At 39.4% G+C, this 13,966-nt stretch carries 12 protein-coding genes and 1 tRNA gene; 11 read left to right on the top strand and 2 right to left on the bottom strand.

Annotated features, from left to right (window positions below; genetic code table 11):
- Window positions 1-34: 34 nt before the first annotated feature.
- The 5 genes from HMPREF0693_RS06585 (at window position 35) to HMPREF0693_RS06565 (ending at window position 4,115) form a co-directional block, all read left to right on the top strand.
- Window positions 35-111 (top strand) — tRNA-Asp (locus HMPREF0693_RS06585).
- A 227-nt stretch (window positions 112-338) separates the two neighbouring features.
- Complete coding sequence (locus HMPREF0693_RS06580) at window positions 339-1,124, top strand: endonuclease/exonuclease/phosphatase family protein (RefSeq protein ID WP_004244368.1); 786 nt, start codon at window positions 339-341, stop codon at window positions 1,122-1,124.
- Window positions 1,125-1,309: 185 nt separating this feature from the next.
- On the top strand, window positions 1,310-2,503 hold the full coding sequence (locus tag HMPREF0693_RS06575; protein ID WP_004244367.1) for an NAD(P)/FAD-dependent oxidoreductase: 1,194 nt from the start codon (window positions 1,310-1,312) through the stop codon (window positions 2,501-2,503).
- 12 nt (window positions 2,504-2,515) lie between these two features.
- Window positions 2,516-2,914, top strand: a complete 399-nt coding sequence (locus tag HMPREF0693_RS06570; RefSeq protein ID WP_004244366.1) for a helical membrane plugin domain-containing protein — start codon at window positions 2,516-2,518, stop codon at window positions 2,912-2,914.
- A 19-nt stretch (window positions 2,915-2,933) separates the two neighbouring features.
- Window positions 2,934-4,115 (top strand): methionine gamma-lyase, encoded by a 1,182-nt coding sequence (locus HMPREF0693_RS06565; RefSeq protein WP_004244365.1) that lies wholly within the window; start codon window positions 2,934-2,936, stop codon window positions 4,113-4,115.
- A 77-nt stretch (window positions 4,116-4,192) separates the two neighbouring features.
- On the opposite strand, the gene HMPREF0693_RS06560 is transcribed toward HMPREF0693_RS06565, so the two are convergent.
- A complete protein-coding gene (locus HMPREF0693_RS06560; protein ID WP_004244364.1) occupies window positions 4,193-5,560 on the bottom strand; it encodes an amino acid permease in 1,368 nt (455 codons plus the stop codon).
- A 168-nt stretch (window positions 5,561-5,728) separates the two neighbouring features.
- Here HMPREF0693_RS06560 and queE point away from each other — a divergent pair, with 168 nt between their 5' ends.
- Entirely contained in the window at window positions 5,729-6,400 is a 672-nt protein-coding gene (queE, locus tag HMPREF0693_RS06555) for a 7-carboxy-7-deazaguanine synthase QueE (protein WP_004250261.1), read from the top strand.
- Between the two features lie 59 nt (window positions 6,401-6,459).
- On the opposite strand, the gene queD is transcribed toward queE, so the two are convergent.
- Window positions 6,460-6,825: a 6-carboxytetrahydropterin synthase QueD gene (gene queD, locus HMPREF0693_RS06550; RefSeq protein WP_168713146.1), complete on the bottom strand. Its 366-nt coding sequence runs from the start codon at window positions 6,823-6,825 to the stop codon at window positions 6,460-6,462.
- 294 nt (window positions 6,826-7,119) lie between these two features.
- Between queD and cysJ the strand changes: the two genes are divergently transcribed.
- From cysJ to cysD, 5 genes are all read left to right on the top strand, one after another.
- Complete coding sequence (cysJ, locus tag HMPREF0693_RS06545) at window positions 7,120-8,934, top strand: NADPH-dependent assimilatory sulfite reductase flavoprotein subunit (RefSeq protein ID WP_004244361.1); 1,815 nt, start codon at window positions 7,120-7,122, stop codon at window positions 8,932-8,934.
- Window position 8,935: 1 nt separating this feature from the next.
- Window positions 8,936-10,666 (top strand): assimilatory sulfite reductase (NADPH) hemoprotein subunit, encoded by a 1,731-nt coding sequence (gene cysI, locus HMPREF0693_RS06540; RefSeq protein ID WP_036932223.1) that lies wholly within the window; start codon window positions 8,936-8,938, stop codon window positions 10,664-10,666.
- Window positions 10,663-11,394, top strand: a complete 732-nt coding sequence (locus tag HMPREF0693_RS06535; RefSeq protein WP_004244358.1) for a phosphoadenylyl-sulfate reductase — start codon at window positions 10,663-10,665, stop codon at window positions 11,392-11,394. Before cysI ends, HMPREF0693_RS06535 begins: the two co-directional genes overlap by 4 nt.
- A gap of 220 nt (window positions 11,395-11,614) precedes the next feature.
- Window positions 11,615-13,036 (top strand): siroheme synthase CysG, encoded by a 1,422-nt coding sequence (gene cysG, locus HMPREF0693_RS06530; RefSeq protein WP_004244357.1) that lies wholly within the window; start codon window positions 11,615-11,617, stop codon window positions 13,034-13,036.
- 11 nt (window positions 13,037-13,047) lie between these two features.
- Window positions 13,048-13,956, top strand: a complete 909-nt coding sequence (gene cysD, locus HMPREF0693_RS06525; RefSeq protein ID WP_004244356.1) for a sulfate adenylyltransferase subunit CysD — start codon at window positions 13,048-13,050, stop codon at window positions 13,954-13,956.
- The last annotated feature ends 10 nt before the right edge of the window (window positions 13,957-13,966 follow it).

The raw sequence follows: 13,966 nt of genomic DNA, 5'->3' as shown, positions 1-13,966 counted from the left end.
GTGTAAAAAGACATTAAGTGCGTAAAGAATAAGCGGAGCGGTAGTTCAGTTGGTTAGAATACCTGCCTGTCACGCAGGGGGTCGCGGGTTCGAGTCCCGTCCGTTCCGCCAACACATAAGAAAACCTAAGTCTAATGACTTAGGTTTTTTTTTGTTTAAAATTTAAAGTTGTCTACATTACCAGTGCTTATTTCATAATAATTCGCCATTAAAGCTATTTTTTACAAAAATAGTTACACTTATTTATCATTATATTCTTTAAAAGGGTGAGGGGAGATCCCAGCTTTGGTATACTAGATAGGTAGCAAGAGATCCTATTGGTTATCTGAGGTTGCTTAATGGCGAAAAAACCGACTTATTCAGTACGTTTTGTAGCAGGTCAACCTGTAGAAAGGATTGAACCTAGTCTACCTTTAGGCCAAATAGAAGAGATGCTACCGATTGGGATGCCACTATATACAGAAGGCACTTTAAAAATTGCTGTTTGGAATATTTACAAACAGCAACGGGTCAATTGGCGTAGTATGCTGGAAACGCTTGCCACCGATACTCAACTATTACTTTTACAAGAAGCGCAAACAACACCTGAATTAGTTCGTTTTGCGGGTAAAAACCATTTAATTGCTGATCAAGTTCCTGCTTTAGCCTTTCAACAGCACCCTGCGGGTGTTATGACCTTATCAAGTTCTCATCCTATCTATTGTTGCCCATTAAGAGAAAAAGAGCCTTTTTTAAGGCTTGCTAAATCTGCATTAATTACGGTTTATCCACTTATTACTGGTGAGCATTTAATGGTGATAAATGTACACGCGATCAATTTTAGTTTCGGTGTTGATGTTTATCAAAGACAATTAAACAGCTTATCGACTCATATCATCGATCATAAAGGGCCTGTTATTTTGGCGGGGGATTTTAACGCCTGGAGTCGTCCAAGAGTTAATGTGTTAAAGCGTTTTGCTAGAAGATTAAAACTTAAAGAAGTGATCTTTGAAAAGGATTTACGCACTCGCGCTTTTGGTAAGCCACTTGATTATATATTTTATCGTGGATTATCACTAAATAAAGCGGAAATCTTAATCACAGATGCATCTGATCATAATCCTTTGGTGGCGACCTTTTCTTAACTCGTGATAATAACATTCGTTAATATTAAAATATAAATATTTTAATATAATATGATTGTATTTATTATTGATTAGTATTATTACTCTATATTTAATTTATCTATCTATTTAATCTATTTGTTATATTAACGCGCTTTACTATACTTTTTTTGTCTATCTAATTCCCTACAAATATAGGAAATAATATGGCAACAAAAAATATAGTTATTATTGGCGGTGGTACGGGGGGTACTATTCTCGCTAATATCTTAGCTAAAAAATTAAATGATGAAATATTTTCAAAAAAAATAAAAATTACGCTTATTTCAGATAATCCATACCATTATTACAAACCTGCATTTATGTATATTGCATTTAACCTTTTCTTAAAAGAAGAGTTAATGCGATCACAAAGAAGTTTATTAAGACCAGAAATTGAATTTGTTATAGATAAAGCTGAAAGTTTCGATTTTAATAATAAAATAGTTTATTGTTGTTCTAAGAAAAAATATCACTATGATTTTCTCGTATTAGCCACAGGATGTGTTCCTCGTCTTGATAGAATTGAAGGTTTAGCTGAAGCTGGAAATCATTTTTATCAATATGAAGCTGCACGAAAATTAGCAGATAAAATTGCTACCATTGAAAAAGGGCGTGTATTTATCACGGTAACTTTTCCTGAAACGCCAAATGTACCTCACCAATGTGGTATTGCGCCAATGGAAACAACCTTGATGCTGGATGAATTTTTACGTCAGCGACGGGTAAGAAGTAATATAGAAATTGTTTATACCTATCCTACCGTAGCTCAACTATTAAGAAATTGTCTTTTTATGCAGCAAGAAGTTTGTGAAGTACTTCCTGCGGTCTTTTCTGAACGAGATATCAAAGCAAAGCGTGGTTTTACATTAAGTCATGTTGATCCTGATAAGAAAATCGCCTATTCGAAAGAAGGAGAAGCAGAGCCTTTTGATATCTTAATGAGCACACCTCCTATAACAGCGGTAGAAGCCATTCGTAATACAGGATTAAGTGAATATAACAATGGTGAAGGCTGGCTACCGACCGATCCTGAAACATTACAGGTATATGGGTTAAATCAAGTTTATGTGTTAGGTGATACGGTTGATTTGCCTATTAGTAAGGCCGGTGGTAGCTGTCATAACCAAGCGGGTGTTATAGCTAATAATATTTGTGGTGAACTGCGTTATGGTTATCCGGCAGCAATTTATGATGGGCGAGTACAAGCTGTTGCCCAAATGGGATTATCAGCGGGTATGCCATTACAGTATGACTATAAACATGATGTTATTCCAACACCTCCAACAAAACTCGGTGGCATGTTACGTAACGGTTATAACCGGGGCTTATATTGGGCAACGGTCAGAGGATTATTGTAGGGGAATAAAATAATGAGTGAAAATAATTTAAGCCCAAATGAAAAACCGTTGTTATCTAATGAAGATAAAATTCATTTAGAACATTTACTAGAAAAAATAAGGCCTTTATTAGTATTAAAGCGCCTAGATAATATTGTTGATTTATTATCTTTAGCCTCAGATACCGTCGATATTATGGATAACGCAACGGTAGAAAAATTGGCGGTTGCTTTTGAAGAAACATTAATTCCGGTTTGGGAATTAACTACGGCCTTTAATATGGCTAAAAAAGAATCTCTTTATCAGGATAAAAAATATACCTTAGGTGCGACTTTTTCATTATTAAAAAATCCTGACACCTTAAAAGGATTAACTATTGTATTAAGGACATTACAAATTATTGGGGAAAATAATCAGAAAATAGAAGTTTAATTAATGTCAAGGAGATATAATGACGCAAAGTAATAAGTGTTTTAATACTCAAGCAATACATTATGGCTACTCTCCGTTAGATTATCAGGGGGCATTGGTGCCTCCTGTTTTTCAAACGTCCACTTTTGCATTTCCCACGGCTCAATATGGTGCTGATTGTTTTGCTGGGAAAGAAAAAGGGCATTTTTATACTCGTATATCTAACCCTACATTGGATTTATTAGAAAAACGATTAGCTCAGTTAGAGCAAGGAGACGCTTCTGTTGTTTTTTCTTCCGGTATGGGAGCTATCACTTCAACATGTTGGTCATTATTGCAGCCAGGAGATGAACTCATTGCTGATATGACCGTTTATGGTTGTACTTTTACTTTCTTTAATCATGGGCTGGCTAAATTTGGTATCACTATCAAACATGTTGATTTAACCGATCCTGAAAAATTAGCCGAAGCAATTACAGATAGAACAAAGCTTATTTTCTTTGAAACACCGGCTAATCCTAATATGAGGGTTAGTGATATTGAAAAGATCGCTAATATTGCGCACCAACATGATGTTTTAGTCATGGTTGATAGTACTTACTGTTCACCTTATTTACAAAAGCCACTAACCTTAGGCGCTGATATTGTCGTACATTCTATGACTAAATATTTATCAGGTCATGGTGATGTGATGGCGGGCGCAATTATCACTAATTATCAATTAGCAGATAAAATTCGCGTTGAGGGCTTAAAAGATATGACGGGGGCTTGTTTATCACCTCATGATGCAGCACTCGTCTTAAGAGGGATAAAAACGCTTAGCATTAGAATGGAAAAAATTTGCCAGAATGCGCAGCGTATTGCACAATTTCTTGAAAATCATCCTAAGGTGGCAACGATTTCATATCCCGGATTAAATTCTTTTCCTCAATATGAACTTGCCAAAAAGCAGATGGCGTTACCTGGTGGCATGATAAGTATGGAGTTGAATGGTGGAATAAAAGCTGGCAGAGAATTTCTTAATCGCTTAATGCTTTTTACTCGAGCGGTGAGTTTAGGTGATTGTGAATCATTGGCTCAGCATCCTGCGACTATGACTCATGCGACATACAGTGCACAAGAGCGTCAACGCCATGGTATTAGTGATGGATTAATTCGTTTATCAATCGGTCTTGAAGACGTTGATGATTTAATTGCTGATTTAACCCAAGCGCTAGCCTAATTGTATTGAGCGCAGATAATGGATAAAGAAAAGGCTGTGAATGACTCACAGCCTTTATTTTTCTTGATAACAGTAGATTATTTCTGCGTTATTCTTGGTTTGATACCAATATAGTAACCAACAGTTAAAATAGCCACCCATACTAACCCAACGATTAATGCCATTCGGGTTGATTCAAAGTAGCCTAAAATTGCTATCACAAATGCCATAAAAATAATGGTAATGGCGGGTGCTATTGGCCAAAATGGTACAGGGAATTTTAGTTTTTTCGCCTCTTCAGCACTCATTTGGCGACGCATAGCCACTTGAGAAAGTAAGATCATCAACCAGACCCATACAGTGGCAAATGTCGCGATAGAGGCAATAAGTACGAAGATTTTTTCTGGAATAAGATAGTTAAGCACAACCCCTAATAATAGCACCACTGACATCACTAATACGGTCATCCAAGGTACACCGTTACGCGTCAGTTTCATAAAGGATTTAGGTGCTTGCCCTTCTTGTGCCATGCCGTACATCATGCGACCAGCACCGAAAATATCACTGTTTATCGCAGAGATAGCGGCGGTGATCACCACAAGATTAAGAATGTTAGCGGCTGAATTGATACCCAGATTGGAAAAAATTTGTACAAATGGACTACCGTTATGGCCAATTTGTTGCCATGGGAAGATGCACATTAAAATAAAAATGGTCAGTACATAGAATAGTAAGATACGAAATGGCACCGCATTGATAGCTTTAGGGAGCGTTTTTTCTGGATCTTTAGCTTCACTGGCGGTAATACCAATAACCTCAATACCACCAAAGGCAAACATCACAATGGCGAGTGAGGCAATAATGCCTTCTATACCATTTGGCATAAAGCCACCAAACTCCCATAGGTTAGAAATACCAATTGGATGTTCTGTTTGCTGACCAAAGCCGTAGATCATTATGGCTACACCACCGATAATCATGGCAATAATCGCAGTCACTTTAACGATAGAGAGCCAAAATTCCATTTCACCAAATATCTTCACATGACATAAATTTAAGGCACCAATAAAACAGACTATGCCTAATACCCATATCCATTGGTCGACATCGGGAAACCAAAGTTTCATATAAAAACCAAATGCGGTGACGTCTGCAAGACAAACGATAAGCATTTCAAAAACGTAGTTCCAGCCAGTTAAAAATCCGGCTAATGATCCCATATAATGGCTAGCATATTGTGAAAAAGAACCCGCCACTGGATGATGGACCGCCATTTCCCCTAATGCGCGCATAACCATAAATACTGCGGCACCACCAATAAGATAAGCAAGAAGTACAGCGGGGCCTGCTTTTTCAATCGCCGCGGCTGAACCATAAAAAAGCCCTGTCCCAATAGCAGAGCCTAGCGCCATGAAACGAATATGCCGCCCTGATAGTCCTCGTGAAAGTTTATTCTCTTTTTGCATCTAAAGTGTTTCCCATCTCTGTCCAACCGAAAAATCGGCTCTCTTTTTTTCAGTGTCTTTTCGCACGTTAGCTATCCAAAACAAAGCATGTACCTTATCATAAAGCCTCTTACGGTGAGACAGTTATCTGTAATAATCATCAGCATTCATTGGATATCAGAGTTTCTTATGCAATACCCCATTAATGAAGTGTTTCAAACCTTGCAAGGTGAAGGTGTTTTTACTGGCGTTCCTGCGCTTTTTGTTCGATTACAGGGATGCCCTGTAGGATGTAGTTGGTGTGATACCAAACATACCTGGGAAAAAGAAGAGAGCAAGAAAGTCCCTCTTGGAGATATTCCCATTAAAACACAAGAAAGTGATACTTGGGGTATAGCCACTGTCGAAGATATTTTATCACTTTTCCGGCAACAACGTTATAGCGCAAAGCATGTGGTGATAACGGGAGGGGAACCCTGCCTTTATGACTTACGGCCTTTGACGGAAGGCTTAGAAAAAGCAGGTTTTGATTGCCAAATAGAAACCAGTGGCACGCATGACATTCTCTGTAGTGAAGCAACATGGGTAACACTTTCGCCGAAAGTCGGTATGCGAGGTGGATTGAATGTTTTATCTAGTGCGATTAATCGTGCCAATGAAATTAAACACCCTGTTGCTCGTGAAAAAGATATCGAAGCACTGGATGATTTACTGCGATTAAGAACTCAACAACCTATGGCGATCGTTGCCTTACAACCAATCAGTTGTAAAGAGAGTGCAACAGCGTTATGTATTAAAACCTGTATTGAGCGTAATTGGCGTTTTTCAATGCAAACACATAAATATTTAAATATCGCCTAGTGTGTCATTTATCGTTAAAAAAAATCAGCCTATGAGTGGCTGATTTTTTTAGGTGAAAATTACTCACCACGATAAATACATCCTGCGGTACATGTCTCTTTAACCATCACGGCGGATAACAGGGGGAGTGATGGTTTAACTTGTTGCCAAATCCATTTTGCCAGTACTTCGCTGGTTGGATTTTCTAAACCTTCAATGTCATTAAGATAATAGTGGTCGAGCCTATCAAGAGTCGGTTTAAATGCGGCTTTCACATCAGCAAAATCAATTAGCCAACCTGACTGCGCATCTACTTCACCAGTGATTTCTAATCTCACTAAAAATGAATGCCCATGTAAACGTCCACATTTATGGCCTTTGGGAACATGGGGTAAGTGGTGCGCAGCTTCAAACTGAAAATCTTTAAAGATGGTGGTTATCATCAAAACTCTCTTGACTTAAATAGTAAAAAAATACAGATAAAACGGTGTCTATTTAGTGTATCTGATTTAGTGTGTTACGCCTAATCGCTTAACCTTAGCGACTTATTATATTCTTTTTCGTTTATTCATTATATCGATAAAGGAAATCGGTAAATAAATTTAGTCTTTAAGGTTATTAGATAGAGCAAACCAGTCTTTAAGTCGTGCTCTGATCGTGCGATACCCTCTTATTCATTAAAAAAGTCCAACCACAATAACAGCACCGATGCAGTGCAATGTTTTTTTAAGGCAGGATCGATGAGCAATCAACCCCCATTATTATCAATGCTTCCATTAACACAGGAGCAATTGAATAAATTACAGGATGTGACGAAAGACTTAACTCCAGCCCAATTTGCTTGGCTTTCTGGCTATTTTTGGGGGCAATTCAATCAGCATTCATCCACTAAAGATGAACTGGTAAGTGTACAAAGTCAGGTTCCTCAACAAGAAACCATCACCGTGATATCAGCATCACAAACTGGCAATGCACGTCGTTTAGCTGAACAATTACGCGATAAATTGGTTGGTAATCAACTTAATGTTGAGCTCTATAGTGCGAGTGAATATAAATTTAAGCAGATCCACAAAACGACAACCTTAATTATTATTACCTCAACACAGGGGGAAGGTGAACCTCCTGAAGAAGCCATCACATTTTATAAATATTTGCACTCTAAAAAAGCCGCGCCAATGAAGCAAACGGCTTATGCTGTACTGAGTCTCGGCGATAGTAGCTATGAACATTTTTGCCAAGCAGGTAAAGATTTTGATCATCAATTGGCGCAACTTGGCGCGACCAGTCTATTAGAAAGATTAGATGCAGATGTTGATTATCAAGCTGACGCTGATAAATGGATAACTCAGCTGACTGATATTTTAAAAATACGTATACCTGAGCAAAATACTCAAGTATTACAACAAACACAATCAGGAACAACCGACAGTGTCGATACCGCACGCTACCATCGTGATGCACCTTTTAGTGCCACTTTATTAACTAATCAGAAGATCACCGGTCGACATTCAGATAAAGATATCCGTCATATTGAAATCAGTCTAGCAGGCTCTGAATTGCAATATCTTCCCGGAGATGCACTAGGAGTATGGTTTAAGAATTCGGAAGAAAAAGTGGATGAGCTTATTACCCTATTATGGTTAACGGGGGATGAGCAGGTAAATGTTAAATCACAAACATTAACGTTAAAAGAAGCATTATTGCATCATGTTGAATTAACTCAAAATAGTGCACCAATTATTAAAGCGTATGCCCAATTATCCCGCCACGAAGAGTTATTATCGCTGGTGGCTGATAAAAGCAAACTTCAGCAATATGCGCAAACCTACCCAATTAATGAAATGGTACGTCAATATAGTGCGCAACCTAATGCTCAAGAGTTTATTGATATATTGCGCCCATTAACTCCACGTCTTTACTCCATCGCTTCATCACAACAAGAAGTTGATGATGAAGTTCATCTTACCTTAGGTGTTGTTCGTTATAACGTCGATCAGCGTGCTTATACAGGAGGTGCCTCAGGGTTCTTAGCTGATCAACTTCAAGAAGGCGATACAGTAAACGTTTTTATTGAACGTAATGATCATTTTCGTTTACCTGAAGATAATCAAGTCCCTGTGATTATGATTGGCCCGGGGACGGGGATTGCGCCTTTTAGAGGGTTTATGCAACAACGTGAAAGTGAAGGTGCGACGGGGAAAAACTGGCTCTTTTTTGGCAATCCTCACTTTGTAGAAGATTTCCTTTATCAAGTGGAATGGCAACGTTATGTCAAAAGCGGGTTGTTAACACGTATTGATTTAGCATGGTCGCGTGATCAAGCCGATAAAATTTATGTGCAAGATAAATTACGGGAGCAAGGTCAGGAAATTTGGCAATGGTTACAGCAAGGTGCTTATCTCTACGTTTGTGGTGATGCATCAAGAATGGCTAAAGATGTTGAACAAACATTGTTAGAAATAGTAATGACCCATGGCAATAAAAATATTGAACAAGCAGATGATTATTTAAGTGAGCTACGTTTAGCACGTCGTTATCAGAGGGATGTTTATTAAAATGAAATCACAAACTCAAGCGCCCTTAGTGGTTGAAGGAAAACTATCTGATAGTGAACGTATGAAAAAAGAGAGTAATTTCTTACGAGGCACTATTAGTGATGATCTACAAAATGGTCTAACCGGTGGTTTTGAGGGCGATAATTTTTTATTAATTCGTTTTCACGGTATGTACCAACAAGATGATAGAGATATTCGTGCCGAGCGTGCCCAACAGCTACTAGAGCCTCGTCATGCCATGATGTTACGTTGTCGTTTACCGGGCGGTGTCATCACACCAAAGCAGTGGCTAAGTATCGATAAGTTTGCTAGTGAAAATACGCTCTATGGCAGTATTCGTATTACTAATCGTCAAACTTTTCAATTTCATGGCATTTTAAAAGGTCATGTTAAACCGGCTCACCAAATGCTAGCGTCAACAGGCCTTGATGCTCTTGCAACCGCCAATGATGTTAATCGAAATGTGCTATGTACCTCAAACCCTGAACAATCTTCATTGCATCAAGAAGCTTATGAATGGGCCAAAAAACTATCCGAGCATTTATTGCCACGCACCCATGCCTATGCAGAAATTTGGTTAGATAAAGAGAAAGTGGCGACAACGGATGAGGAGCCTATTTTAGGTGAAACCTATTTACCTCGGAAATTTAAAACATCGGTGGTGATCCCCCCTTATAACGATGTTGACTTGCATGCCAATGACATGAATTTTATTGCCATCGCAGAAAATGGGCATTTGGTTGGTTTTAATGTGCTAGTCGGTGGCGGCCTTGCGATGACCCATGGTGATAAAAAAACCTTTCCGCGTTTAGCTAGTGAATTTGGTTATATTCCTATTGATAAAACATTAGCAGTCGCTGAAGCGATTGTGACGACGCAACGAGATTGGGGCAATCGTACTGAACGTAAAAATGCCAAAACCAAATACACCTTAGAGCGCGTTGGCATTGAAACATTTAAACAGGAAGTTGAACGTCGCTCAGGCGTTATGTTTGATATGATCCGACCGTATCAATTTACTCACCGTGGTGATCAAATTGGTTGGTTAAAAGGGGTTGATAACAAATGGTATCTAACCTTATTTATTGAAAGTGGTCGATTAATCGATAAACCTAATGCGCCGTTAAAAATGGGGGTTGCTGAAATTGCCAAAGTGCATCTTGGTGATTTTCGTTTAACAGCTAATCAAAATTTGATTGTTGCTGGTGTGCCAGAGGCACAGAAAGAGCAGATTGAGGCGATAGCGCGTCAATATGGTTTAATTAATGATAACGTTACACCGCTGCGTAAACATGCCATGGCGTGTGTTTCATTTCCAACCTGCCCATTAGCCATGGCAGAAGCGGAGCGTTTCCTTCCCGCATTTACCGATACCCTTGATAATATCATGGCTAAATACGGAGTCAGTGATGAGCATATTGTTGTACGTGTAACAGGGTGTCCTAACGGTTGTGGTCGTGCGATGTTGGCGGAAGTCGGACTGGTGGGTAAAGCCCCCGATCGCTATAACTTACATCTAGGAGGAAACCGCATTGGTACTCGCATTCCTAGAATGTATCGTGAAAATATTTCATCACAAGAAATCATTGAAATTCTTGATACTTTAATTGGTCAGTGGGCTATTTCACGTGAATCAAATGAAGGTTTTGGTGATTTTCTTATTCGCACTGATGTTATCAAACCCGTTGTTAATTCAGCCATTGATTTTTATGAAGTGCAGGAGGTGATATGAGTCGATTATCACTTTCTCAGTTGGTGTTGCTATCGATTGAAGAGCAGCGACTGGCACTTGATGAAATCAACCAACAATTAGAGCAAAAAACGGCGATAGAGCGGGTGATTTGGGCTTTAGAACATCTTCCTAACCAGTTTGTTTTAAGCTCAAGTTTTGGTATTCAAGCGGCAGTTTGTTTGCATTTGCTCACCAGACAATATCCCGATATACCTGTAATTTTGACAGATACAGGTTATCTCTTTCCCGAAACGTATCAATTTATTGATGAATTAACCTCTTCACTACAACTTAATTTAAAAGTATATCGCGCTGAAATATCTTCATCTTGGCAAGAAGCACGCTACGGCAAACTTTGGTTGCAAGGGATTGAAGGTATCGAACGTTATAACCAAATAAATAAAGTTGCACCAATGGAAAGGGCATTAAAGGAGTTACAGGCGAAGACATGGTTTGCAGGGCTACGACGCCAGCAATCAAAAAGTCGAGAGCATTTACCTGTTTTATCCATAGCGAAAGGTATTTTTAAGTTACTACCGATAGTCGATTGGGATAATAAACAAATTTATCAATATCTTAAACAGCATAATTTACCTTACCATCCATTATGGGAACAAGGTTATCTGTCTGTGGGGGATACCCATACGACACGCAAATGGCAAGAGGGAATGAGTGAAGAAGAGACGCGATTCTTTGGCTTAAAACGTGAGTGTGGATTACACGAATAATATTATTATTCATTATTAATATCGCTATTTATTTTGAGTGGGCAATAGAGTCATCTGTTGCCCTCTTTGTCGTGAGTAAAATAATAACCATTTGAAATTATTATGTTTTTGCTTATTCCTTTCTGTTCCATCACATAGCTTTTTGTCATTTCATAACCCCGAATGCACCTTTTATAGTCGTTATTCATATAAGTAAACAATAAAAATGTGAGATACGCGTATGGATTACCTACCCTTATTTGTGGAATTAAAACAGCGCCCAGTATTACTGGTTGGCGGTGGGCATGTCGCTGCGCGTAAAGCCGTACTGTTATTAAAAGCGGGCGCTCGGTTACGTGTTATCGCGCCACAGTTATGTGATGAATTGCATCTTGCTTATCAGCAAAATCAAATTGAGTGGATTGCTGGGCAATATCAGTCAGAGCATTTACTTGGCATGATGCTGGTGATCGTGGCAACAGACGATAAGGTATTAAATCAACAAGTGTATCTAGATGCGCAAGCACGCCACATTTTTGTCAATGTCGTCGACTCTCAACCCCAATGCTCTTTTATCTTTCCTGCCATTATCGATAGAAATCCGATATTAATTGCCATTTCATCAGCGGGCAAAGCCCCTGTTTTAGTTCGTATGATACGGGAAAAGCTAGAGGCATTATTGCCTACCTCATTAGGGGCTATGGCGACTATTGCGGGGAAATGGCGCAATAAAGTGAAACAAAAACTGACTGGTTTTCAAGCACGTTGCCGCTTTTGGGAGCAAGCGTTTAGTGGCAAATTTGCCTCATTAGTGGCAAGTGGTCAATTAATACAAGCGCAAGCACAGCTCGAACAACAACTGTCTCATCCAGATAGCCCACAAGGTGAGCTTGCTTTAGTGGGGGCAGGGCCGGGTGATGCCGGGTTATTAACCTTACGAGGTTTGCAAGTTATCCAGCAGGCCGAGGTGGTACTTTATGACAGTTTAGTCAGTGCAGACATCTTAGAACTGGTACGCCGTGATGCTGATAGAATTTGTGTGGGTAAAAGAGCGGGGCAACACAGTACGTTGCAAGAAGAAATCAATCAATTGATCGTGAAATATACTCAGCTTGGTAAACGAGTTGTCAGACTAAAAGGGGGCGATCCTTTTATTTTTGGACGCGGAGGAGAAGAGCTTGAAATTGCGGTACAACATGGCATTCCTTTTCAAGTTGTTCCCGGTGTTACCGCAGCTAGTGGGGCCAGTGCTTATGCGGGTATTCCATTAACTCATCGTAACTATGCGCAAAGTGTCACTTTTATGACTGGGCATTGCCAATCAGGGGGGATAGAGCCAGATTGGCAAGCTTTAGCGCAAGCTAATCATACGTTAGCAATTTATATGGGAACGACGAAAGCAGAACTTATTAGCCAGCGTTTAATAGAGCAAGGTCGTTCACCACTCACCCCTATTGCCGTCATTAGTTGCGGTACACGCCATGATCAACAGATCTTAACGGGAAATTTAACACAATTAGCGCAATTAGCTAAGCAAGCTCCCACCCCGGCATTATTAATCGTTGGAGAAGTTGCTGCATTACATCACCAACTTGCGTGGTTTGGTGATAGACAAACTCAACATACCTCTGCCATCCACTCATCTTTGGTTCATTTTGCCTAAACGAGGTTGTTATGAATGAAACACAATTAACTCATCTTCAGCAATTAGAAGCAGAAAGCATTTATATACTGCGTGAAGTTGTCGCTGAATTTGAAAATCCCGTCATGCTTTACTCAATAGGCAAAGATTCTTCGGTGATGTTGCATCTAGCACGTAAGGCTTTTTATCCGGCGAAATTACCTTTTCCTCTTTTACATGTTGATACGGGTTGGAAATTTCGTGAGATGTATGAGTTTCGCGATAAAACGGCCAAAGAGTATGGTTTTGATCTCAAAGTTTATCGTAATCCCCAAGGGGCACAATTGGGGATCAATCCCTTTATTCATGGTAGCGCCAAGCATACAGATATCATGAAAACAGAAGGTCTTAAGCAAGCTCTGGATAAATATGGTTTTGATGCCGCATTTGGTGGGGCGCGTCGTGATGAAGAAAAATCGCGTGCTAAAGAGCGTATTTACTCATTTAGAGATAGATCTCATCGTTGGGATCCGAAAAATCAACGTCCAGAATTATGGCAAAACTACAACGGCCAAATTAATAAAGGGGAAAGTATTCGCGTTTTTCCATTATCAAATTGGACGGAGCTAGATATTTGGCAATATATCTATTTAGAAAATATCGATATTGTGCCGCTCTATTTCGCTAAACACCGTCCAGTTATTGAGCGGGATGGTACCTTGATTATGGTTGACGATGATCGAATCGACCTAAAAGCTGGAGAGGTGATCACACAACAAAAAGTACGCTTTAGAACATTAGGCTGCTGGCCATTAACGGGCGCTATTCCTTCACAAGCAGACACATTACCCGCCATTATTGAAGAGATGTTAATTTCCACCAGTAGCGAGCGACAAGGGCGTTTAATTGACAGTGATCAGTCTGCTTCAATGGAACTTAAAAAACGTCAGGGTTATTTTTAATAGGAGTCAC

Source organism: Proteus mirabilis ATCC 29906, from assembly GCF_000160755.1.
GTDB lineage: Bacteria > Pseudomonadota > Gammaproteobacteria > Enterobacterales > Enterobacteriaceae > Proteus > Proteus mirabilis.
The sequence above is the reverse complement of the archived record's forward strand: the minus strand, read 5'-3'. Positions and strand labels throughout refer to the sequence as shown.